The sequence below is a fragment of the Chryseobacterium ginsengisoli genome (assembly GCF_039542325.1).
Classification (GTDB): domain Bacteria; phylum Bacteroidota; class Bacteroidia; order Flavobacteriales; family Weeksellaceae; genus Chryseobacterium; species Chryseobacterium ginsengisoli.
In genome coordinates this window covers 1-24309 of record NZ_BAABHX010000014.1, presented here as the reverse complement: position 1 = coordinate 24309, position 24309 = coordinate 1, and the positions used below count along the sequence as shown (strand labels likewise).

At 33.4% G+C, this 24309-nt stretch carries 25 protein-coding genes and 1 rRNA gene; 8 read left to right on the top strand and 18 right to left on the bottom strand.

Going from position 1 to position 24309, the window contains the following annotated elements; genetic code table 11:
- Positions 1–109: ribosomal RNA gene (gene rrf, locus ABD940_RS22620) — 5S ribosomal RNA — on the top strand.
- A 349-nt stretch (positions 110–458) separates the two neighbouring features.
- On the opposite strand, the gene ABD940_RS22615 is transcribed toward rrf, so the two are convergent.
- The 13 genes from ABD940_RS22615 to ABD940_RS22555 all read right to left on the bottom strand — a co-directional run bounded on the left by ABD940_RS22615 (position 459) and on the right by ABD940_RS22555 (position 14683).
- The gene (locus tag ABD940_RS22615; protein ID WP_345208814.1) at positions 459–986 is read right to left on the bottom strand and encodes a hypothetical protein; all 528 of its coding nucleotides are present in this window, start codon (positions 984–986) and stop codon (positions 459–461) included.
- 10 nt (positions 987–996) lie between these two features.
- The gene (locus tag ABD940_RS22610; protein ID WP_345208812.1) at positions 997–1530 is read right to left on the bottom strand and encodes a hypothetical protein; all 534 of its coding nucleotides are present in this window, start codon (positions 1528–1530) and stop codon (positions 997–999) included.
- Entirely contained in the window at positions 1527–4178 is a 2652-nt protein-coding gene (locus ABD940_RS22605) for a hypothetical protein (RefSeq protein WP_345208811.1), read from the bottom strand. The genes ABD940_RS22610 and ABD940_RS22605 overlap by 4 nt, the downstream gene beginning before the upstream one ends.
- Before the next feature lie 64 nt (positions 4179–4242).
- Positions 4243–5043: a WxL protein host-binding domain-containing protein gene (locus tag ABD940_RS22600; RefSeq protein ID WP_345208809.1), complete on the bottom strand. Its 801-nt coding sequence runs from the start codon at positions 5041–5043 to the stop codon at positions 4243–4245.
- 101 nt (positions 5044–5144) lie between these two features.
- The gene (locus ABD940_RS22595; RefSeq protein ID WP_345208807.1) at positions 5145–5723 is read right to left on the bottom strand and encodes a hypothetical protein; all 579 of its coding nucleotides are present in this window, start codon (positions 5721–5723) and stop codon (positions 5145–5147) included.
- A gap of 230 nt (positions 5724–5953) precedes the next feature.
- Positions 5954–8299 carry a phosphocholine-specific phospholipase C gene (locus ABD940_RS22590; protein WP_345208805.1) on the bottom strand — a complete coding sequence of 782 codons (2346 nt, stop codon included), beginning with the start codon at positions 8297–8299 and terminating at the stop codon, positions 5954–5956.
- A gap of 98 nt (positions 8300–8397) precedes the next feature.
- Positions 8398–9909, bottom strand: coding sequence for a BamA/TamA family outer membrane protein (locus ABD940_RS22585; protein WP_345208803.1), 1512 nt, complete (start codon positions 9907–9909; stop codon positions 8398–8400).
- A 203-nt stretch (positions 9910–10112) separates the two neighbouring features.
- On the bottom strand, positions 10113–10919 hold the full coding sequence (locus ABD940_RS22580) for an SDR family oxidoreductase (RefSeq protein ID WP_345208801.1): 807 nt from the start codon (positions 10917–10919) through the stop codon (positions 10113–10115).
- A 120-nt stretch (positions 10920–11039) separates the two neighbouring features.
- On the bottom strand, positions 11040–12269 hold the full coding sequence (locus tag ABD940_RS22575) for a 3-phosphoshikimate 1-carboxyvinyltransferase (RefSeq protein WP_345208799.1): 1230 nt from the start codon (positions 12267–12269) through the stop codon (positions 11040–11042).
- A gap of 10 nt (positions 12270–12279) precedes the next feature.
- Complete coding sequence (locus ABD940_RS22570; protein ID WP_345208797.1) at positions 12280–12729, bottom strand: hypothetical protein; 450 nt, start codon at positions 12727–12729, stop codon at positions 12280–12282.
- A 4-nt stretch (positions 12730–12733) separates the two neighbouring features.
- Positions 12734–13060: a nucleotide pyrophosphohydrolase gene (locus ABD940_RS22565; protein WP_345208795.1), complete on the bottom strand. Its 327-nt coding sequence runs from the start codon at positions 13058–13060 to the stop codon at positions 12734–12736.
- Positions 13060–13251: a hypothetical protein gene (locus ABD940_RS22560; RefSeq protein ID WP_345208793.1), complete on the bottom strand. Its 192-nt coding sequence runs from the start codon at positions 13249–13251 to the stop codon at positions 13060–13062. The genes ABD940_RS22565 and ABD940_RS22560 overlap by 1 nt, the downstream gene beginning before the upstream one ends.
- Positions 13252–13270: 19 nt before the next feature.
- Positions 13271–14683, bottom strand: a complete 1413-nt coding sequence (locus ABD940_RS22555) for a hypothetical protein (RefSeq protein ID WP_345208791.1) — start codon at positions 14681–14683, stop codon at positions 13271–13273.
- Positions 14684–14866: 183 nt separating this feature from the next.
- On the opposite strand from ABD940_RS22555, the gene ABD940_RS22550 reads away from it, so the two are divergent.
- From ABD940_RS22550 to guaB, 7 genes are all read left to right on the top strand, one after another.
- Positions 14867–15118, top strand: coding sequence for a type B 50S ribosomal protein L31 (locus tag ABD940_RS22550; protein ID WP_259134920.1), 252 nt, complete (start codon positions 14867–14869; stop codon positions 15116–15118).
- A gap of 93 nt (positions 15119–15211) precedes the next feature.
- Complete coding sequence (locus tag ABD940_RS22545; RefSeq protein ID WP_345208786.1) at positions 15212–16372, top strand: GlmU family protein; 1161 nt, start codon at positions 15212–15214, stop codon at positions 16370–16372.
- A gap of 97 nt (positions 16373–16469) precedes the next feature.
- The gene (locus ABD940_RS22540; protein WP_345208784.1) at positions 16470–16979 is read left to right on the top strand and encodes an RNA polymerase sigma factor; all 510 of its coding nucleotides are present in this window, start codon (positions 16470–16472) and stop codon (positions 16977–16979) included.
- A complete protein-coding gene (locus ABD940_RS22535; RefSeq protein WP_345208782.1) occupies positions 16954–17622 on the top strand; it encodes a hypothetical protein in 669 nt (222 codons plus the stop codon). Before ABD940_RS22540 ends, ABD940_RS22535 begins: the two co-directional genes overlap by 26 nt.
- A gap of 65 nt (positions 17623–17687) precedes the next feature.
- On the top strand, positions 17688–18956 hold the full coding sequence (locus tag ABD940_RS22530; RefSeq protein WP_345208780.1) for a DUF4252 domain-containing protein: 1269 nt from the start codon (positions 17688–17690) through the stop codon (positions 18954–18956).
- 27 nt (positions 18957–18983) lie between these two features.
- Entirely contained in the window at positions 18984–19490 is a 507-nt protein-coding gene (locus ABD940_RS22525) for a DUF4252 domain-containing protein (protein ID WP_345208778.1), read from the top strand.
- Positions 19491–19657: 167 nt separating this feature from the next.
- Complete coding sequence (guaB, locus tag ABD940_RS22520; RefSeq protein ID WP_345208776.1) at positions 19658–21118, top strand: IMP dehydrogenase; 1461 nt, start codon at positions 19658–19660, stop codon at positions 21116–21118.
- Between the two features lie 187 nt (positions 21119–21305).
- Here guaB and ABD940_RS22515 read toward each other — a convergent pair whose 3' ends face one another.
- From ABD940_RS22515 to ABD940_RS22495, 5 genes are all read right to left on the bottom strand, one after another.
- Positions 21306–21824, bottom strand: a complete 519-nt coding sequence (locus ABD940_RS22515; protein ID WP_345208774.1) for a DsbA family protein — start codon at positions 21822–21824, stop codon at positions 21306–21308.
- Between the two features lie 3 nt (positions 21825–21827).
- Positions 21828–22295 carry a redoxin domain-containing protein gene (locus ABD940_RS22510; protein ID WP_345208772.1) on the bottom strand — a complete coding sequence of 156 codons (468 nt, stop codon included), beginning with the start codon at positions 22293–22295 and terminating at the stop codon, positions 21828–21830.
- A 117-nt stretch (positions 22296–22412) separates the two neighbouring features.
- A complete protein-coding gene (locus ABD940_RS22505) occupies positions 22413–22610 on the bottom strand; it encodes a KTSC domain-containing protein (protein WP_345208770.1) in 198 nt (65 codons plus the stop codon).
- A gap of 313 nt (positions 22611–22923) precedes the next feature.
- Entirely contained in the window at positions 22924–23253 is a 330-nt protein-coding gene (locus ABD940_RS22500) for a hypothetical protein (protein ID WP_345208768.1), read from the bottom strand.
- 1 nt (position 23254) lies between these two features.
- The coding region (locus ABD940_RS22495) for an RHS repeat-associated core domain-containing protein (RefSeq protein ID WP_345208766.1) at positions 23255–24309 on the bottom strand (1055 nt) is incomplete at its 5' end.

Here is a 24309-nt window from a genome sequence, read left to right as displayed (position 1 = left end):
TAGGGTGGTTTTAGCGGTGGGGCTCACCTGTTCCCATTCCGAACACAGAAGTTAAGCCCACCAGCGCCGATGGTACTGCGAATAGCGGGAGAGTAGGTCGCCGCCAGTTTTTATTTAAAGTCTCATACATGTATTTGTATGAGACTTTTTTTGCATTAAACTGAAACAATTTATCTTGGCATAAGCAATCTCAACTATTCTAATAAAATATAAATTGAATTGAGATTCTTTTCCAGAATAACAAAGTGGATGATTATTTGAAAATATTGAAACGACAGATTTCAATGTAGCCTTGATGGAAACGGTTACCTCATAGCAAGAATTGGCTCTGAAAGAAAATAACGGTACGAGGAGTATGAGTGGATAGCGAGGAATAGCCTAGAAAATAAAATCTAGTTATTCTAAAATAACAATTGTCTTGAACTTCTTTTAAATCTTATCATTACACAAGAAATTTTTTAGGGAGCACTTATTGTAAAAACAATTAAGCTGTTATATGTCGTTGCTGGAATTGTAACGGAAACACCACTTAATTCTAACTGCACAGGAATATTTGTGTAAGATGCCAAAGAAAGTATTGCATTGATTCTAAATAATTCAACATCTGTTGTTAAAGGAACGGTGATATAAGTTGTTCCACCAGTGAGAGTACATCCTACACAGGCTGTTGTCCCATTTCCTGTTCTTCTTGCTTGTAAAATAAGGTTGGAATTCCATGTTGGATTAGCTTGATAATGTACGCTTATTTTTCCATTTCCTAATAATAATGGTACACTCGCTCCCAACAAAACCTGATTAGTTGCACTTTCATAAGTTCCTGCATAATTTGTTCCGGCTTCAGTTATAGATGGAATTGTTACCGTCCAATTTGTTCCACCGACCGTTAATGTCCTTTGAGATTTTAATTGACAGCATAAAATTAAAAGAATAACTAATGTACTTTTCTTGAAAAATTTCCTGTAAATAAGATTATTAATAAAGTTCATTTCTTTCAATTTATTCTGTAATGGTATAAGTGATAATAACGGGCGTATTCGTTCTTGCTGATAAATTGGCATAAGTATTCGTTGTCAAAGTTATGGTAAGTCGATGTCCGTTATTTGCTCCGTTTCCTGTAAAAGCTCCGCCAATTCCGGTGATGATAGTCTGTGCTGTTGTAGTAAGAGTAACTTGTGCAGAAGGTGTTCCCAAAGTTCCTCCTCCCGAACCGGAAGCTGCAGCTGCCAGAATTTTAATATCAACTCCGGGAATGACCTGATTGATCGAAGCTGTAATTCTTCTTGTTAATCCTGCAGGTGCAATTGCTGAAGTATAATTGATCCATTTTGTTGTATTTGCTGCGGGCGCTGTTACAGCATTTCCTGCTTCGGTAGGCGCGGTATAATTTAAACTTATAGCTCCGGTAGGTTCTATATCCATTAAGGTGACAACAGGTAATGTGACAGCAATACTTCTGTTTCCTGTAGTTTGTGAAAATACTTTGCAGGATAAAATTAAGCCGAGTAAAAAAGTCAGTTTTAAATAATTCATTTTCGTTTTCTTGTTTCGTTGTAACTTACTTTTATAGATTCCTGCTGATATTTTACTTCTGTCTGCTGTTTTATGATATTAATGGTTAATTTTTTTGTTTCTGAAGATTTTAAAATAAACTGAAACTCGTCAATAGGAATTTTATATCTTTTATCTAAACCGTTTCTATAGATTTTTACTTTCCATTCTCCGGGACGAAGATAGGTAAAGTCGAAATTTTCTCCGATGACAACCATTTTTCTATAAATCTGATCGCCGTTTGAAGTTTCAACAATGATATTCTCTTTTTTCTTTTTATCTTTTTTAATGGGTAACTGGGCAAAACTTGCCTGTTCAGTTTCTGAATATTCAATTGTTCCCTGAATGGTTGCTGCAACTGTTAATCCGAAATTGAAAATATTTTCTTTATTGGTTAAATTTAAAGAAGCCGGAACATTCACATCTGAAATATCGTTGATTTCCGTGGTCGATCTGTCAATTTCCAAGACATAATCTCCGGGAATAACATTTTTAAATATAAAATTCCCGCTTTTATCCGTTACAGATAAATGATTTCCTAAAATTAATCGAATACCTTCTACTTTTTTGACACCGAGATTATTAATATTCCCATAAAGATTGGTATATTCAGCTGTTTTTTGAGTTGGAACATCTAAACGCAACGTGTATCGAAGAGAAAAAATAAAGTCTTTATTTCCTAATTCTCCACGCTGCAAAGTATATCTTCCTGAAAGATCAAATTCATGACCGGGAAAAATCTGTTGATGAAAAAGTAATTCAAAAAGATTTCTGTCCGCGAAATATTCTTCAGGCATATAATTATTTTGATAAAATACACTGAAACTTGTTTTGTCAGAAAATCTACTTAAAATTCTTGCTCCGTAATACACTTGCTTCTGATTTTGCATTTGATATCGCGAAGTAATCGCATAACTTCCATATAAATTAAATGAAGTCCTGAATTTTTCAAAGGCAATATTTGCTGTGTAAAAACTCGAATTTCCTGAAAATCCCAACAGATAATTATCTGTTTTCCCGAATTGCCCTTCCAGATTCAATTGAAAAATTCCTATTTGCTGATCAAGACTTACTTTAAAAAAACGTTCTTTATAATCAAATTCTTTTGGCATCAATCGGTCTTCATATCGTTGAAACCCATTGTAAAGCATCAAAGATCCATTTGTTGAATACTTGTATTGAAGTCCATACTGCAGATATTTTCTGTAAGGAGCGGCAAGAAATAAAGTATCACGTTGAAAATTTTTCGCATCCTGAACGTAGTTTGCAATTAAATTGATCTTTTTAAAAATTTGATACTGAATATTTCCATTAAACGTGCTTGTATTGTTGAAATATCCTGCGTATGCAGGACTCGTTCGCATATACATCAAACTTCCGTTGAGCTTTTTAAAATTTGTAATAGTCTGAAGCATAAATGCATTTCCGTTCGTCCTATCGGTTTTACTGTAAGATGCTTCTCCGGAAACTTCGATGTTTTTATTCAGTTTAAATTTCCCCATCACATAAGGTAAATGTGCATTGGAATCTAATCTAATATTTGAAAAACTTAAACCTACATTTTCCGTTCTCGGAATCTTATACAAATATCCGGCTGTAATTTCCGATTCTTTCGCAATCTTATATTTGGAATAAACATTATATTCATCTTTAATATCTCTGAAAAATCTCGGATGATTATAAAAACCTCCAAAGCTAAATTTTTTTGTATCAAAACGAATTTCCGCACCACGACCATATCTTGCATATTCCGTTAAAAATGATGATGAATAATTTTTGTCTCCAAGATGAACAAAGAAATTATCCCGTTTATAATTCACAAAATATTCTTCATATTGAGTAAAAGAATTGAATTCTACAGGGTTTTTTGTCACTGCATGAAATTCCAGAAGATTTTTATTGTCTTTATCTAAACTTCCTTTCCCGTAAACTTCACCCTGAAATCCATCATGATATTCACCACGATTTCGCATTCCGATGAAAGAAATTGAAGCTGCAACAGGCATTCTGTGAAAAATATCATCTTCAACAGGTTTTACAGAAATAATTTTTATGCTTGTGTAAACACTTTGATTTTCTTTTGGATTATCAACAGAATAAACAGAAAGATTTAAATTCTGATATTCATTTTTTGCTAAATCGGGACTTGTAACTTTACTGATGGTAATTATTTTTTCTTCACCAGGATTTAAAATTAAAGTCGCATTTTCATCAACGACGGCATTTTTACTTTCTAAAATTAAATTTTCAATGACGTTTCCATTATTTTTTAAAAGGAAAGTAGATTTTATGGTTTCTCCAGCTTTTACAAATTCAGGAGAATTTAAAGTTGTTAATGACAGTTTTCGATTTCCAGAAACAGTGAATTCGGTTTGTTTTGTAAATTTTTCACCTGTGTTTTTTTCGGTTCCATTTAAAATAACAAAATATTTTCCCTGAGGAGCTTCTGTTGCAATTTTTAAAGGAACAATGTAAACGTTATTTTCGTTGGCAGATATTTTTAATTCTCCACTGGTGAGAATCGGAACAATCTGTGAACTTGAAGTTTCAACTTTAACGTCATAAATTTTACTTTCGGAAGTTCTGTTTTCTATAGAAAATGAAATAGAAGTAGACGTTCCCGGCAGCAAACTATCTTTTTTTTGAGCAAAAATAAATACTGGGAATAATATGAATAGATATAAAGTACAATTTTTAATCATTCTTTACTTCTAATTCCACATTGAGGGCGAAAGCATTTTCATCTTCATCGGTAGCAATAAGTACGGCATTGTATTGATCGGGAGGCGTTTTATCGATGTCTATGTGGAAAGATTTTGAGGTTTGCGGTAATAATCCCATTGCCTGACTGGAAAAATTGCCGATTTTTTGTCCGTTCTTTTTATTGTAGATCTCAATTACTGCCGTTGGTTTACAATAAAGATTTCCTTTATTGGCAATAGCGACCTTAAGAATTTGTCTTCCGTCTTCTTTTTCGATTTTTATTCCTTCAAATTTCAGGTCGGGTTTCGCTTTATCAGAATCAAGATCTGTAATCACCTGAATGGCGTATCGAATAATTGAGGTAATATTTACTCCTTGCTTACTGTCGTTTGGCTTTATGTCTTCTACAGGTTCTACTATAATTACACTCCAATAGCTTCCGGGATCAGAAATTTTATCAGGAACGGTGATCTCATAATATACTTCTGTTTTTTCCTTTGCTTTAAGAGTTACCAGATTAGTATTCATTTTTATCCAATCCGCATTTGTCTTTTCATTAGTATGCGGAGCTGTATAATAGATTGTCCCATCGGCTTTATAACTGTAATCCTGGAGAAATAATTTTACACTTTGCGGCTGTTTTCCTGTATTTTCCAAGGCAATTTTTCCTTTGTAAACTTTTCCGTTTTCAACTTTGTAAGTATGGGAAAGACCATTAAGAACAACAATACTCGCTTTCAAAAAGCTGAATTGAAGCATGAAAATTACCAATAGAAGAATGCGCTTTATCATTTTTATGTAAAGTTTGGAGTTTAAAACATTGATAATACAAGTTCAAGAAGAAACTTTATGCGATTTCTTCTTGCTTGTATCTAAAGATGAAATGGGACAGATTAATTGTCCGAAATAGTGTAAGTAACTGTTGCTACAGTAGTTGCGGTTGCCTGTAAATCTGCATACACTGCAACTCCACCAGGACCGCTTCCCGGAGCTAAAGCATAAGTCAGATTATGACCGTTATTTGCTCCGTTTCCTGTGTAAGCACTTCCGATTCCTGAAATAATTGTTTGATCCGCAGCGCTTAATGTAAGCTGAGCAGATGGAGTTCCCAATGTTCCTCCTCCCGCACCTGTAGCCGCAGCAGCAGTTACACGAATGTCAACTCCCGGAACGATAGCGTTCAATTTTACAGATACATTACGAGTTGGGTCAGCAACAGATTTAATAGAAGAGTAGTTAAGCCAAAGCGTAGTGTTCGACGCATTGGCAACAACTGGATTACCAGCTTCTGTAGGGGCTGTGAATCCAAGAGTGATGTTCTTTGTAGCAGCTGGTTCGATATCAACCAACGCTACTTCTGGTACAGAAATCGTTATTGTGTGATTGTCTGTGTTCGTGTCTTGTGCATTCATGTTCGCAGATGCTGCTAATGCAACTAAAGACAAAGCTAAAGTGAATTTAATTCTTTTCATGGTGGTATATTAAGTTGAGTGAAGTTAATAAAATTCAACATACTATGAAATATATTTAACAATAATTTTTTATGCTTATTATTTCGTTATCAATATTTTATAAAATAATGATGTGAATATTTTACGCATATTACCGATAAATTGATTTAAAATTTTATGATTTTACGCAATAAGACAAAAAAATCTTATACAAATTCCGTATAAGACTTTAATTATTATTTTTTATTAACTTAAATCCAGTGTGGATCTGAAATGGACGGTTTTCCTGTTTCCACTCTTCCTGTAAAGTACCAAATATTATTTCCTGAACTTACTCTCAAGTCGTACCATCCCTTTGTTTTACTGAGATTGATGAGTGATTTTGTTTCATTTTTCTGTATTGAAATTTTCTTTTGAGTATTCTCATATAGATCTTCTATAGTAAGAGAAAGCTTATTTACAGAATCGTTAACAATAATCAGTTTTAATTGATCTTCTGAAGAGTCATTAATTAACGAAATTTTGAGTTGTGAGATATTTTCTCCTTTAAAATTTCTATAAAAACCATTTGGACCGAAAACTTCATGGTCATATTTTCCTGATTTTATAGGATGAAATAATTCCTGTTTTGAATATAAAGCATAAGAAAAGCGGAAATTATCATTATTAAAATTTGTTCTGTCGTAAATTAATAATGGAACAGCTCTTTCTTTTAAATTAGTCATTTTGATTTTCCCGTCTTCAACATTTACTAAATAATTGTAGGGCAGTGCATTCGACGGTTTTATTCCTCTTTCCTGAATTTCCAGTAGATTGTTATTTAATTCACTCTCATCATACCATTTTAAATTCGGCACAGGTTTATTTTTTGCTGAATTGATCGTTTTAGCATAATCTTTTTGATTCAGATAATTCATTTGCGGAATTTTTACATTAGAAGAATTAAATGCAGAAGTTAAATCTCCACAAATTGCCCTTCTCCAATCGCTGATATTATCAATTGTCACATCTCTATTAAATTTTTTCCGGATAAATTTTTCCAAAAACAGTAACACAGAAGTATGATCCGAGACTTCAGAATTTACAAACCCTCCTCTTGTCCACGGTGAAGCAATAATCATCGGAACTCTGTAACCTAAGCCAATTGTTCCTTCAATTTTTTCATAATCTTTCAATGCAGGATCAGATATATATTCCTGATTTTTATTCAAATATTCTGCACCTTCTTCTCCATTCATATCAATCGGCTGACTCGGATTTATTGGTGGTGCAAAAGGTAAAATGTGATCGAAATATCCATCATTTTCATCATAATTAATAATGAAAATTGTTTTTTTCCAGGTTTCAGGATCTTTCGTTAAGATATTTAAAACTTCAGAAATATACCACGCTCCGTACCAAGGTGAACTGGGATGATCAGAAAATCGCTCCGGAGCAACAAGCCATGAAACCAAAGGTAGTTTTTTATCTTCGACATCTTTTCTGAATTGATACAAAACATCTCCTTTCGGGACAACCAATTCTTCTCCGTTTTCATCTTTTCCGATTTCAAGATTCCAATAATTAGGATCTTTTGAATTGGTGGTAAATGCTTTTTCGTGAAGATTTTTTTCCTGTTGAGAAAGATTGGAATAATTTTCAGGTTTGTAATCAATTAAATCCTGTTCGAGTTCAGAAATCATTTTTTCAAGTCTTTCTCTCTGACCCGGATTTTTTTCAATTTCCTTTTTTAATGATGAAATAATATTCGGAATATTCTGATAATAACCTTTCGAAAATTTTACATTGAATTTTGAAAACCATTCGATTGGGTTGTCTGTGAAATTATTCAGCCATGATTCCTGTTCGCCGGACATTCCTTTAGGAACACTGATCTCATTCTGATAGATTTTCCATGAAACATTTTGCTCTTCTAAAATTTCAGGAAAACTTTTCCATCTTGCCTGATGATTTTTATCGTAATCAATATTTTCATTATAAACATTCGGCTTCACTTTGCCGGATTTTTGTTCGCGCAATGTTCCTGACCAATGAAATAATCTGTTTGGTGTGGTTCCCGTTAATGATGATGAAAAATACTGATCGAAAATAGTAAATGCATCTGCCAATTGATAATAAAACGGAAGATCTTCACGATTGTAATATCCTAATGTCAGCGGAATGTTTTTATAATCATTATTTCCGGAAGCTTTTGCCTGAAGCCATTGATCGAATTTTCCTTTATTCAGAGCTCTTTGCTGATTGTCCCAAGAATGTGGAAGGGAACTCATCCACGTAGATTTGGTATTTCTAAGATCCAGACGAGCAGGAGAGGCGTATTTTCCGTCATTATTTTTTTGAAAGAAAACCGAATAACCATCCTGTTTTTTAAAAGCTCTTTGATCCAAAAAGCCTCTTACGCCTTTCAAAGCTCCGAAAGCATGATCAAAAGAACGATTTTCCTGCATTAAAATGACAACATGTTCCGCATCATAAAATGTTGATTCTGCTAAAGGTTCAATGGTTAAAGCTTTTAAAATGGAAGGGTGTAAAACGCTCGAAGTTCCCAAACCAGCCAATAAAAGACTCGATTTTTCCAAAAATTCTCTTCTGTTCATTTTGAATATACATAGAAATATACTGCAATTTAAGAGGTTTTTCTTTGCAAAAATCGTTATGAACGTTAAAAAATGTTTAGATTAACAGAATTCTTACATTAGAATCTACTCAGAATTCCCCAATGAATTTTTATATCATTGAATTTAAACGGATTTCCAAATTCGTTACCATTGGAAAGCTGAAAACTCATCAATCCCAATGGAATAAAGAAGTTGAAACCGAGCCCGACACTGTAGAGTTTGGGTTTTACATTCAAGGACTTGTTGTTGAGTTGTCCGTACTGCCCAAAGAAGTCAAAAAACGCTTGATTTCCAATGAGATAACGATATTCTAAGCCTCCGTAATAATAAAAGTCGGCGTTGAGGGAATTTTCATTGAAACCCCGCATGGAATTCCATCCGCCGAAACGATACAATTCGTTGGTGGAGAAATCAATTTTTGAGTCCATCATGGCGCCTTCCGCTTTTATATTGAGGAAGTGATTTCCATTGATATGATAATTATGTTCCCCGAAAAAGTAGAACTGATTTTGCGGAGATTTTATATTGTCTTTTGTATAAGTTGTCGTTAAATAATCGTATCCTGCACTGATTTTTGTTTTATAAAGGAATAGATCAATATCAGTCGGTTCAATCATTTCAAACCAGATTCCGATCCCTTTTTTATTGTAATCCTTACCTTGAACATATAATGTATCAATAATCGTAGAACCTTCAAATGTTCCTCGAAATCCGATCTTATTTCTTGAATTGATATGATAATAGAGAGCCGGAAGTGCTTTTACGTTGGCGTAAGTAGAATCCTGTCTGAAAATATTTACCTTCATATTCAGACCGACATTAGATTTAAAAAGATAAGGAATATCTGTCTGAAGATCAAAAGTCTGTCCTTTGTCGGGGTTTCTCTGCCAATATAGATTGATCGCTTCAAAACCATTGAACATATTTTTAAAATTAACATTCAACGTTCCGTTTAGAGTAAATTTATCCGTTTTATCATTTCCAAAACCGATTACTCCATCAAAACTGTTCGTCTTTTTCTTTTCCATAAAGAGATAAATACTCGTGGAATCTTTGGTAAATAATGTTTGTGGAGGACGTTCCAGAGAAACAAACTGATGACTTTGGAAAGATTTGTTGATAGCGATCAGATTTTTATCATCGTAAGTTTTTCCTTTGAATTCTTTTTCAAGATTTTTTATAAATCTTTTGGGAACTCTGGTGTAGCCTTTCACCACAAAGCCGTCAATTGTTCTTTTATCATTTTTGTTAATGTCAAGTTCTACAACTGGATAGCCGTTTTTCTGACCTTTATATTTTGATTTAAGCCTGCTAAAAGCAAAGCCGTCATCAATATACTTTTTATTGATACTTTTTTTTGTAGAATCTAAATTTTTGGTAAAAAATTCTTTCTGAATTTTAGTTTTCTGAGAAATAGAATCCGAAAGATTAACATAAGTCTGATTGAAGTTTTTTCCTTTATCGTAAATAATTTCCGTGCTGTCTCCTTTTTTCTTCACTTCTTTTAATTGAGTAAAAAAATAATTATTCTGTGCCAGAGAATCCAAAAATTTCACTGCAGAAGCGGAATCTTTTACCTTTTTCCTCATCTTCGTTTCTGAATCTATAAGGAAATAATGTTTCTTCTGCGCTTGGGTGAAAACGCAAAACAGTACAAAAAATATTTTTAAAATTAACTTCAATTTGTCATTCTGAATGTAGTGAAGCGGAATGAAGAATCTCCATAAAAATACAAAAAGATTCTTCACTGCATTTCATTCCGTTCAGAATGACAATGCGCCCAATCAATCAACTAATTTTTATCTAGTTTATTATATTTCTTCATTAAATTCTCGTAAGTTCCCTGCGGAAGAATCCATTTCAGAGGAACTCCGATTTTCTGTCCGAATTTACCAAAATAATAATGAGGTTTCCATTTATTTTTATTTAAAAGTTGATCTACATATTCTGCAACTTCCAAAGGTTCGGTTCCATCTCCAACATGAGAATTCATCAAGGCATAGACTTTATCAAAAACATTTTTGTAAGGTTCGCTTACTTTTGTTCGTACACGATTTTCTGCAATATTTGTTTTAATATCACCCAAATGAAGCGAACAAACATTTACATTCCATGGATAAACTTCGTATCTCATTGCTTCTGTTACTTTATCCAAAGCCGATTTTGAAGCCGAATAAAACCCACGGAAAGGCAATCCCATTTCGCTTCCGATACTGGAAACGTTGATGATTTGCCCGAATTTATTTTCACGCATTTTCGGCATTACAGCACTCATCATCTGAACTGCTCCAACCAAATTCAGATTGAATAACTTTAAGATATCTTCTTTCGAAGAATCTTCTACAGATCCTACCATTCCCATTCCTGCATTGTTGATCAGGACATCGATTTTGTTTTCTGTTTTCAGAACTTCCGAAATAGCATTTTGAACAGCATCATTATCCGTAACATCCGTCGGAATGGATTTGAAATATTGACTTTCTGTGTGTTTTCTACTCAAGCCATAAACTTTATGACCCTTTTTCCCGAAATATTCTGCTAACACGAAACCGATTCCTGAAGAGGTTCCTGTGATGATTATAGTTTTATGTTGTGACATTTTATTTTCTGTAAATTTTTATTTTTGTCATTCTGAATGAAACAAAGCGGAATGAAGAATCTGCTTTAGATTTCTCCTTCGTCGAAATGACAATTACAAATTGATATTCTCGTATTAATTTTATTCTTTAATTAATAAATTTTCTAAATCCTCCCAAAACATCGGATAAGATTTTTCTACAACATCTTCCTCTTCAATATTCAGTTCTTTAATTAAACAAAACGGCGCAAAACTCATTGCCATTCTGTGATCCTGATACGTTGCAATTGAAATATTATCTTCAGGATCATTAAAACTGATTGATTTAATTGTAAGATCCGTAAATTCGGTTTCGGTGCCCAATTTTTCCAGTTCGTTATGTAAAGCTAGCAATCGATCGGTTTCTTTTACTCGTAACGTTCCTAATCCTGAAATCTCAAACGGAATTTTCAAGGCTGCAGCAGTTACACATAAAGTTTGAGCAATATCCGGACAATTATTCATATCCAAAATGATCTTTTCCGGAAATTGAAAATTAGGATCGGGTTGAAGGGTTAATTTATGCTCTTCTTCCGTGAAAATGGTTTTAATTCCGAAAAATTCATCATAAATCTTTGCAATCGCAGAATCTCCCTGAGTCGATTCTTTATCAAAACTTTTCAAGTGAATAGTTTCTCTTCCCAATGCTGCAAAAGAGTAAAAATAAGATGCAGAACTCCAGTCGCTTTCCACTTCATAATCTATAGTTGATGAATCATCATTTTCATTATAATATTCAACTTTGATTGTATTTCCAACAAAACTGTTTTTAATTCCGAATTTAGTTAAAATACTCAGTGTCATTTCAATATAAGACTGTGAGGTAACTTCGCCAACTAAATTTATTTCTAACCCATTTTCTAATTTTCCAGCGATCAATAGGAGAGAAGTGATAAACTGGCTTGAGATATTTGCCGGAACATCTACTTTGGTTTCAGTAATTTTTCTTCCTTTAATTTTCAATGGCGGAAAACCTTCATTTTCTAGATATTCGATTTCAACGCCAAGATTCTGTAAAGCGGTGACCAAATTTTTGATTGGTCTTTCTTTCATTCTTTTCGAACCTGTCAAAATTGTTGTTTTTCCATCCTGAATGGAATAGTAAGACGTAAGGAAACGCATTGCTGTTCCTGCGTGGTGAATATCAACCGTTTCAGTATTTTCTGAAAGAGCTTTTTTTAATAATTGTGTGTCCTGAGAATTAGATAAATTCCCGATTTGTATGTTTTTAAACAAACTTTCTAAAATCAACAAACGATTCGAAATACTTTTCGAACCGCTAATCTGTATGGTTGTGTTTCCCGTTAATTTTGATTTTTCTAGCTTCTTCATTATTTCATTTCTATTTTAAAGACAAACAGTCTGTTAAAGTTGCATCTTTTTTTAATTCATCCTTAAATTTTGAAGGAAGATTAATTTTAGTTGAGCAAAAATTTACTTCATCGTATTTTTTTAATTCTGAATTCCATATCAGTGCTTTTACCTCATTGTAATCAGAATTATAATAGTATAAATTATCTTTATCATCAGCATAACAAAGCCAATAATGGTAATCGCTGAATGTTACATTTAATGGTTGCTGATAAAGAATTCTCCCTCTTTTATCAGTAATAGCAAATATTTTGCATGAGTTTTCTATATTTTTTACAACAATATTCTTTTGTGTTTTTCCCCATGAATAACTTCCATTTGTTTTGATGAATCCTTCAAGAATAAAACTATGTTTTGGACTATTATCAGAAGAACATTGGGTTAATGAAAGAATAGTAAATAAAGATAGAATGAACCTCATGAATCTATTTTAATTTCTCATTATTCTGATGACGATCTTTATCGCGATCAGTTTTTATCTTCATTTTTTTATCGAAAGCTTCCTGTAAATTGACTCCGGTTTGATTGGCTAAACATAAAGTTACAAAAAGTACATCTGCTAGTTCTTCTCCTAAATCTTTGCCTTTATCGCTTTCCTTTTCACTTTGTTCACCGTATCTTCTTGCGATAATTCGTGCAACTTCGCCAACTTCTTCCGTCAACATTGCCATATTGGTCAGTTCATTAAAATAACGAACGCCAATTGTTTTTATCCATTCGTCAACTTGCTGTTGCAGGTTTGTAATTTCCATTATGGTTTATTATTGATCTTTTGTTCCAAAGTAATGATCTTTGTATTCAGTCTTTTTATTTCGTTTTCATTATCAGTTGATTTTCCAATACTTTCGGTAAAATCAGCAAATTTTTTGAAAAGCTTTCTTATAATAAGATAAACTAAAAGCAATGCAATGAAGGTTCCTATCTTATAAATATTAAAATCCATTTTTTGTTTAATTATAATTTTAAAAATATTGATAAGCTCCGATTGTCGGGTTTGAAGTTCTTGAAACATTCGCAATATCAGTAGGAACAGTTGCTGCCACTGCAGTATTTCCCTGTCCGATTGCCGGAGAGTTTTGCTTTACTCTCAAATTCATTTGGGCAGCAAAATAATTAACAAACAAAGGATCCAGATTTTTTTTAGATTGAGTTACAATTAAATTATCATTGAAATCGAATCCGGCTTCCGATTGATTAGAGTATTTAATCAAACAATTTTGAATAGCAACATTGAATAATTGCATTGGAGTATATTCAAGATTTACAGAATTATCGCGATCAGAATATACAATACTATTTCTCAGATTAAATATTAGAGCACCATATTCCTTCACTCCCGAATCATTTATCCATTCGTTTGCTGCGAAAATTCCTAATCTGTTGTATGAATGCAGAAGATCAGAATAATTGGCAATTGTACAGTGAGTAAAATTATGAGTTCCTCCTCTAAAAACTCCTACTGCAGATTCTCCACAGTTGTTCATCACAAGATTTTTTGCTGTAATCGTAGAACCGATGGCATAAATTCCGTACTCCTGAAAAGTATGGATGAAAGAATTATTAATCGTTGCATTCGCCTGTTTCATTTCAAGACCTTTTGTGCCACCAAATAATCTTGCATAATTCATATTAATATTAGAACCTGCATCCATTTTGATAGAATTCCAGTTTTTAGGGATGGTATCATAAGCAGGATCGTTTCTGTCTCCGCGAAGAGTGACATTATTTGCTAAAGTTCCGTTGATATTTAAAGTAGCTCCGGACGAGACCTTCATTCCGCTGTTTTTGTGGAAATAAACTTTTGTTCCTGCCTGAATATTTAGATTAATATTCTGATCGATGGTAAGATTTCCATAAATTATTTTAGCTTTATTATTGGTCCATGTTGTATTCGCAGAGATAATATTAGGATTTGTAGGAGTCTGAATAAAGAATTCTGCATCCTGAACCACGGAGAATAAAACAACTTTCTGTTCACCCACCGGACTTTGGAATAAAATTTTGTCTTCCGCAATAGCTTCCGGACCGGTTGCTTCCGGTGCGATTTCAACAAAAATATATAAACTGTCTTTTTTTCTTAAAGGAACATCTTTAAAATCATAGCCCGGTTTTCCGTCTACATTGATCTTATATAAAGAAGTAGCTCCTTTTTCCAGATGAATTCTTGGGATCAGAATATCTTTGTCTTCATTATTATACACCTTTACGGCATACGTTTCAGAACGAACCTGATGATAAACCGTGTCGCAAAATACCGTGTCTCTTGAAAAACTTAATTCTTGAGAAGGAGCATCAAAACTAATATCATCCTTATTACAAGATACAGCCATTAAAAGCATCCAGAAAGAAAAAGCCAGTAATAATTTGAATTTCATCGAAATTAAAGTTTAAATAGATTTCAAATTTAACGAAAATAGTTTGAATTTCTTATTAAGAAAAAAATATTGAAAGCATATTTGGAAATTTAAAAAAAAATTGTATTTTTGCAACCTAAAATTTAGCAGAAGAAATACCATTACTATTTCGAAAGCAAAACTTTAATTTTTTAAAATTGTATTATGAAAAACGGAATCCACCCAGAAAATTATAGACTTGTTGTTTTCAAAGATATGAGTAACGACGAGGTGTTTCTTTGCAAGTCTACAGCAGAAACAAAAGACAGTATCGAGTACGAAGGACAAGAGTACCCATTGATCAAAATGGAAATCTCTTCAACTTCTCACCCTTTCTACACAGGAAAAACTAAATTAGTTGACACTGCAGGTAGAGTTGATAAGTTCATGAACAAATACAAAAAATTCGCTAAGTAATTTTTTGCTATTAAAAATATTAAAAGTCTTCCAAGTTTTTGGGAGACTTTTTTATTTGTATTTTTGTTGGAACATTAAACTTAAAACTGAACGATGCAATTAGTATTTTCAGATGCGCAATATTGGGAAGATTTTCTTCCGCTTACATTTACCCGTCCTGTTGCAGAGATGCGATGCGGAATTCTTACTTTCTCCGAAAGGTGGCAGAAAATTCTGGAAAACACAGAAATTTCTTTTTTTACGGAAACTTATCTTCAGAATAAATTCAAAGAACCTGAAAAGAAAGAAAGTCTTTTTTTGGTAACGAATTTTTTACCAACTGAAAATGTTATCCAGCAAGTTAAAGATTTGAAACAGGGAGAAGCATTGGTTTATGAAGATGAATTAGTTGCTGCAAAAATCAATATGGATGGTTTTTCTTTGCACCAGATCGAAAAAATGACTGATATTAAAGAAGAGCTTACTTTCTTTAAAAAGCCGACTGATCTTTTTACCTATAATGATAAAGCAATCAATTTTGATTTTGAATTATTAACGAAAGGAAAAACTTCACAGGAACTTTCTTCAACCAACGGATTTTTAGGAAATAAAGAAGATTTATTTATCGAAGAAGGTGCTCAAATAGAGTTTTCAACAATTAATACCAAAACAGGAAAAATCTACATTGGAAAAAATGCTGAGGTGATGGAAGGATGTAATCTTCGCGGTCCGATTGCACTTTGTGAAGAATCTAAATTTAATTTAGGATCAAAAATTTACGGTGCAACTACAATTGGACCTCATTGTAAAGTTGGGGGAGAAGTTAATAATATCATTATTTTCGGCTATTCTAATAAAGGTCACGATGGTTTTGTAGGAAATTCTGTGATCGGAGAGTGGTGTAATCTGGGAGCTGATACAAATTCTTCCAATCTTAAAAATAATTATGGTCACGTAAAACTCTGGAATTACAGAACAAAATCTTTTGAAGATACAGGGTTACAATTTGCAGGTTTAATTATGGGTGATCATTCCAAAACGGCAATCAATACTCAATTGAATACAGGAACCGTGATCGGAGTTGCTTCCAATATTTTTAAAGAAGGTTTTCCTCCAAATCTAATTGAAAATTTTTCGTGGGGCGGATTTAAAGATGATGAGAAATTTAAATTAGATAAAGCCTACGAAGTTGCAGAAAAAGCAATGGCAAGACGAAAAGTACCTTTAACAGAAGATGATAAGGCAATTTTTAAATATATTTTTGATACATATTAATATAATTATATAGAAACTTCAAAATTTTTTGAAGTTTTTTTGTGTTTGATGTAATAAAATGTAAAAACTGATTGTCTTACTAATAGAAACAAAACTTATGACCCAAGAAACTTTCAAGAATACGGTATTCATTCTCAAAAATGAGATGTATCGCTTTGCGAAAAGATTCGTCATGAGCACTGATGAGGCAGAAGATGTGGTGCAGGATCTGATGATAAAATTCTGGCAGAAGAGGGAAGAGCTGGAGCAGTTTGGGAATTTAAAATCCTATGCTTTGAAATCCGTCCGGAACGAATGCCTGAATAGATTGAAGCATCACGATGTAAAGTTGGGTTTTGCAGATATGCAGCTTCATCGCTCAGAGCTTTACAGTATGGAAGTGAATAACTTGAAGGAACATATTATTGGTTTTATTAATCAGCTTCCGGAAAAACAAAAGACAGTGATCCATTTGAAAGATGTAGAAGAATATGAAGTCTCGGAAATAGCAGAAATGCTGGAAATGGAAGAAAATGCAGTAAGAGTAAATCTTATGCGAGCCAGACAAAAAGTAAAAGAACAAATTTCACAATTGATGAGCTATGAGCAACGACAAATTTCAAGATAAATACGACGAAATCTTCCAAAATATAAAGGAAGAAAAAATGGATTGGGATTTTGAAGATTTCCTGAAAAAAGCAGAAGGAAAAGATGATGAGGTTCAGGAAAATGAAACGCCGATTATCCCGATTGGGACAAAAGCAAAACCATCATTTCCAAAATGGTTCTGGATGGCTGCAAGTGTAGTTTTACTATTAAGCATAGGATTTATTTTTAATTACAATAAAAATTCTGATGTAGTAGATCAGGCAAAACTTGTTGAAAATCAGATTAAACAACAGAAAAATAATTTCATCGAAGAAAATAGTGATCATCAGGAACAGGTAGCTGTGAATCATCCATCTGATTCTATTTCCGGAGCGAAGAAAGATTCAATTTTCCAGGAAAATCGGGTTGCTGAAAAAGATCTTCTAGATGAAATTTTACCAAAAAGAGGAAGGCTGAAAAAAGAGAGAAAGCCAAAATATGTTTATAATTCCTCAAAAGCTTCAGATTCTACGGGCTACAAAGATTCTTACGTGATCGTAAACGGAAAAAGAATCGAAAATGTAGAAGAAGCCATTAATGTGACTAAGTATTCATTTCAAATATTTGCAAATAACGTTAGTGAAAAATTAGTAAAACCTACAGTCGTTGACGACGATTATTAATTAACCTTAAAAAAAGATTATGCACCTGATCAGGCAATAATAATCAAATAAATAAAAATTGACTCATGAAAAAAATATTCATAATATTCGCACTTGCTTTTACTCACTTTTTCAATGTGTATGGGCAGAAAGATAAACTAGACCAGCTTTTCGATAAATATCAGGAAGTGGAAGGCGTGACCTCCATTAAAATTGCAAAACCAATGTTCGGAATGTTAAGCAGTCTGGATTTGGGAGATGCAGAATTAGATCAGATCAAACCTTTATTGTCAAAGATTAATGGTCTGAAAGTTTTAATTGCTGAAAAATCAAAAGACGGAAAATCTGTAAAAGGACAAAAATTAGATCAGATCAACAGAGATATTTCCTCTTATCTGAGTAATTTGAACTATAGCGAAATCATGACCATGAACAGTGGTGGTGCAAAAATAAAATTCCTTTCTGCGGAAGAAAAAAACGGAATTTTGGATGATCTATTGTTAAGTATTGACAGTGGAGGAGAAGAAAGTATTCTGGTAAAACTTGATGGGCAACTGTCTATGGATGATATCAACAGAATTGTGAGTTCTTCTGAAACAAAAATTAATCCTGTTACCAACACAAGAACAAATTTTACCTCAGAAAGCACCTCTTCTTATTTGAATGGTGAATCCAGAAATGTTGGCGAATTCTCAGGAATTCAGGTGAGTACAGGCGTGAATTTGGTGTTCAAACAGGAAAGCCCGACCAATGTAAAGGTAATTGCAGATGCAGATAAACTTCAATACATCATTACAAAAGTTGAGAACGGAGTTTTAAAAGTTTATGTTGATAACAAAGGACAGAAAAACTTAAAGTTCAAAAATATCAACGTAAATGTTTCTTCGCCAAGAATGGATAATATTAAAGCGTCTTCAGGAGCAACTTTTACAACGGTTAATTCGGTGAATGAAAATAATCTTACGATCGATGCATCTTCAGGTTCTGTAGTGAAAGGGAAATTCAATATTGCAAACAATACAAATGTTGAAGCTACTTCCGGAACCAATGTGAAAGTTGAGGTGAATTCTAAAAGCTTGGTTTTTAAAGGCTCAAGCGGATCTGATACAAATATTGGAGGACAAGCCGGAACTGCAATTTTCGACATTAGTAGTGGAGCTGCTCTTAAAGGTGAAAACTTTAGAGTAAATCAAGTTGAGGCAGAATCAACTTCGGGAGGAAATCTTTCTATAAATGCGGTTGATAAATTAAAGGCAAAAGCTTCTTCGGGAGGTTTGATTAAATACAAAGGAAATCCGGAAATCACTTCTGATATCAGCAAAATGTCCGGCGGATCTTTAAAACCGATTAATTAAAATTTTTAACACCAAATCCAAATTGCCATGAAAACAATAAAAAACATTTTTCTTATCGTTTGTGCGATGTTTATGATGCAGTCATGCATAGTTTCTTCAGGAAAAGGAAATATGGCTTACTTCTCAGATTCCGGGAACGATTTTAAAGGAGCGAGATTTACAAGCATCAATGTTCCGATGTTTTTAGCAAAGCCAGTTATCAAAAAAGCATTACGTGAAGATGGAAAAGATAATGAGGAAATCATTCAGATGATCAAGAAAGTTTCGAAAATTAAAGTCCTGACAGTGGAAAATGGGGATAGAACAATGCTTAAAGATTTCGCGAATTATCTAAATGATAATAATTACGAAGAATGGGCAACGATAAAACATGATGGTGACAATGTAAACATTCGGGTAAAGCAAAAAGGTGATGCGATCAAAAATATGCTGATCACTGTAAACTCAGACAAAGACCTGGTTTTTGTGGATGTGAGAGGAAATTTTACAGCAAATGATATCTCAAAAATGATTGCTTCGGCAACAGATAAATAGACACTTCATATTCAAATCATATACTAAATTTTATTTTGTACAAGAAGACCGTTCCTGAATTTGGAGCGGTTTTTCGATTTAAGTTATTGATTATTAAGTTTTATTTAAACTATCAAAATCGATTTTCGTATCTCGCTGAAAAGTCTTAATTTTGCAAGAAAGTAAAGATGTCTATTCATAACAAAATTGTAGAGACAGCCATCACTTTCGATGACGTGCTTCTAGTTCCTTCTTATTCTGAAGTTTTACCTAATCAGGTTTCATTAAAATCAAGACTTACCGACAAAATTACGCTTAATGTTCCGATAGTTTCTGCTGCAATGGACACGGTTACAGAAGCTGATTTGGCAATTGCATTGGCAAGAGTAGGCGGTTTAGGATTTATTCATAAAAACATGACGATCGCTGAACAGGCTGCACAGGTTAATCGTGTAAAGCGTTCGGAAAACGGAATGATTTCTGATCCTGTTACCCTTTCTAAAGATCATACGTTGGCTCAAGCTAAGGAAACGATGGCGAAATACAAAATCTCCGGACTTCCTGTAGTAGATGCTGAAAATACATTGATTGGTATCATCACAAATAGAGATGTAAAATATCAGGAAAACCTTGATATGAAAGTTGAAGAGATCATGACCAAAGAAAATCTGATCACTTCTGATAAAGATACAAACCTTGAAAAAGCTAAAGAAATTCTTCTTAAAAGCAGAATTGAAAAGCTTCCTATCGTTGATGCGAACAATAAATTAGTTGGTTTAATTACCATTAAAGATATTGATAATCAGTTAGAATATCCGAATGCAAACAAAGATGAAAACGGTCGTTTGATCGTTGGAGCCGGAGTTGGTGTTGGTGAAGATACTTTGGATAGGATTGAAGCCTTAGTAAACGCTGGAGTGGATATTATCGGTATCGATTCAGCTCACGGACATTCGATTGGAGTTTTAAATAAAATTAAAGAAATCAGAAAAGCATATCCTGATTTGGATATTGTTGGAGGAAATATCGTAACGGCTGAAGCGGCTAAAGATTTGATTGAAGCTGGTGCAAACGTCCTTAAAGTAGGTGTTGGTCCTGGTTCTATCTGTACAACAAGAGTTGTTGCGGGAGTTGGAGTTCCTCAGTTATCTGCGATTTACAATGTTTACGAGTATGCTCAAACTAAAAATGTTGCTGTAATTGCTGATGGAGGGATTAAGCTTTCAGGAGATATCGTAAAAGCGATCGCAAGTGGAGCAGGAGCAGTAATGCTGGGTTCACTTCTTGCCGGAACCGATGAAGCTCCGGGTGAAGAAATTATCTTCCAGGGAAGAAAATTTAAAACTTATCAGGGAATGGGAAGTCTTTCTGCCATGAAGAGAGGTGGAAAAGAAAGATATTTCCAAAGTGAGGCTAAAAAATTCGTTCCGGAAGGAATTGAAGGAAGAGTTCCAAGTAAAGGATCTTTGGAAGAAGTAATTTTCCAGTTGACAGGAGGTTTAAGAGCTGGAATGGGATATTGTGGAGCTAAAGATATTGAAGCTTTACAAACGGAAACCAAAATGGTAATGATTACAGGAAGCGGATTGAAAGAATCTCATCCACACGATGTTATTATCACGCAGGAAGCTCCGAATTATTCTTTATAATAATAAATTAAATATAATGAATAAGGCTATCTCAGTTTTGAGGTAGCCTTGTTTTTTGTTGAAATAATTTATGACTTTCCATTCTGTCATTCTGAACGAAATGCAATGTAGTGAAGAATCTCGATGCAAAATAGATTCTTCCTTCGTCAGAATGACAGACAATTTAAATTACTTTAAAAATCTTCAACTAAGAAAGCAGTTCAACAAAAGAATCGTACGTTCCGTCGTAATCTTCCCATTTTTGATTGTTGACGAAAAATGAAGGAGTTCCGTTTACACCGCTTCTCACACCGCCTTCAAAATCATTCTCAATTTTATCTTGAATATCTCCGGTATTGATATCATTTTCAATTTTATTAAAATCTAATTGTAAATTTTTCACACATTCTTTCAGCATTTCATTACTTAATTGGTCCTGATTTTCATAAATAAGATCGTGCATTTCCCAAAACTTTCCCTGATTTCCTGAAGCTTCAGCAATCGTTGCGGCTGACATTGCAAATTCATGAGAATCTGTCAATGGAAAATTCCTGAAAACAAAAGCAATATCATCTCCGTATTCTTCTACAAATTTTTTAACTAGTGGAAAAGCGTGTTTGCAATGCGGACATTGATAATCTCCATATTCAACCAAAACAATTTTTGCAGTATCCGGATTTCCCTGAATATGGTCTTTATCGCCAATTGGAATTCTTAATGTAGACATAGATTATGAGTTTTTATTTAGTTCTTCCAATGCATCGATAATTCCGTCCGCTCCGGGATTGATTCCATCGGGTGAAAGATAGCTCCATTGGATGGTACCTTCTTTATCAATAACGAATAAGGCTCTTTTTGAAGTTCCGTTTTCTTCATTGTAAACTCCATATTTTTTTGAAACATCACCTTTAGGATTAAAATCGGCAAGAAGAGGGTAGTGTAATTTTCGATCTGCCATGAAAGCATCGTGGCACCATGAACTGTCGACAGAAATTCCTAAGATATCCGCCTTGTATTTATGAAAAATGCTCAACATTTCATTATACAAAGCAACCTGATCTCCACAAACAGGACTCCAGTCTGCAGGATAAAATACTAAGATGAGGTTTTTACCTAAAAAATCTGAACGTTTTAATTTCTGATCGGGAGTAGAGTGGAGTTCGAAATCCGGCGCTGAGGTTCCTTTTTCTAATATCATATTTGTAGTGATTATTTGGTTAGAAGAATATTGTTTAGATTATTTTAAATAAAATTAGTGATAAGTATTTAATTATGTGCAATCGGTTCACTTAAATTAATATTAAAACAAACCGTATCATTCAATCTTTTTATATTTAAATTTTGGTTTGATAACATAATTGAGAAACCTTCCTTTTGATTGTACACTTTTGAAACGATTAAATATTTCCTGAGACACTTTCAGATAGTCATAAATTGCGCCAGACTGATAAACGATTCGTAATATTTCAGTCTCTGGGAAATACTCATAATTATTGACTACTGATGAAGGCATATGAAATTTTGTGCAAAAAATGTTCCTCAGGCTTAAATGGAATGGACCTTGTACAATACAGAACTCGTTCATATTAATATTTTTATTAACTAGTCTAAACTTTGGGGTTCAATTCCTTACTCGTATTGTTAATAATTTATCTTTAAATTTTATTGAAATTCAATGAGTTATTTATTCAAAAACTGTCATCACTAAATTTGATACATGACCAAAGTTTACTTTAAAGAAAGAAAATGATTCTATTAAGATTTTAAGATATAATATTAAATTTTAATAAAATAACCCCAGTAAGCCTGGGGCTATTCTTTGATAATTAATCATTAATATTATAATTCTTATAAAATTCATACATCCCAAATCTATTTTTTCTATAGACTTTAAAGTTGTCAGAATTTGCTAATTTAGATATCGAATCTCCCACAGTCAGAGAGTTAATGTTCATCATTGTTATGGTAATATTATTCTCTGTAAGATAATCATAACTTCTCCCACCAGACCAGTTATTCTTTTTTTTTACAATATGGGAATTAATTTTTGCTATATGAAAAGCCTCACGCTCATTAGAGCTTTTATATTCAAAAAAAAAGATTATTACTACAATAATTAGTATGGGAAATAATTTCCAGATATTTTTAATTTCCATTTTACTTAAATTTAATAACAGGTTTAACAATTGGGGTATATTGATAATTCCCTTGTACATTAATAACCGACACAGGACTGCCTTCCATACCAAGACCAATTTGTCCTGATATACCCCAAAAACCATTACCTTTACCTGTGGGAGCATATGAAACCCCTACAGAACCGTCGACAATTAATCCAGCGCCGCCAGATACGCCATAGGTATTACCTTGCAACATACTTGAATTAATTTCTCTTGGATCTCCCGAATACATTGCTCTTCCAAAGGAAACACCTACATTTCCTTCAACACCATCACCAATTGCAGCATTCACAGTAGGTGTAAAATATATTCCAGGTTCTTGGCCTCTCGTTAAAAGAGTAAAGTTAATCGGAGTAGTTCCAACACCTAAAAATACAGTAACATTAGAAGTTAGACCAACATTGTAGGAATCACTAATAATATTTCTTGCATACATACTATTCCATCCACCCGAAACTTGAGAAGACACAAGAGATGAAAAACTATCTATCCCCTGACTAAAACTTTGTGAAAGTAATGCTAAATTATTTGTAAGCACATCTTGAAAAGAGGTATTTGGAAGCCAATCCACAGAACCTCCTGAACTCAATCTTGCATACTCTCCATCTTCACCATATGATACTATTGTACCATTTTTAGCAAAGTCATCAGCTCCTGCAGCTGCTGCCTGCGAAGCTGTTGTAATATTAGGGTCATAAGTCCAAGTATTATCTTTTTTTATCCAATCTTCATTTTGCCTTCCATCGGGATCAATGAACCTAATAGGATTATTTACGGCATAGTTATAAGGTGTAAATCTTCTTGATTTCTCCGCCAACGGATCGACAACTCCCCATCTCCCTAAGTCAGGCATATACATCCTCGCTCCATAATCATACATGCCGGATTCCGTTTGCAATTCTTTCCCATTATAGCTATATGTATACGCAGGATTTCCAACAGTAGGATTATATCCTTCATGCTTCAATCCAAAAGGATAATAATTGTTTTCTTCAAGAACTTCTGCACTGCTGCCATTATTGAAGAAACTCA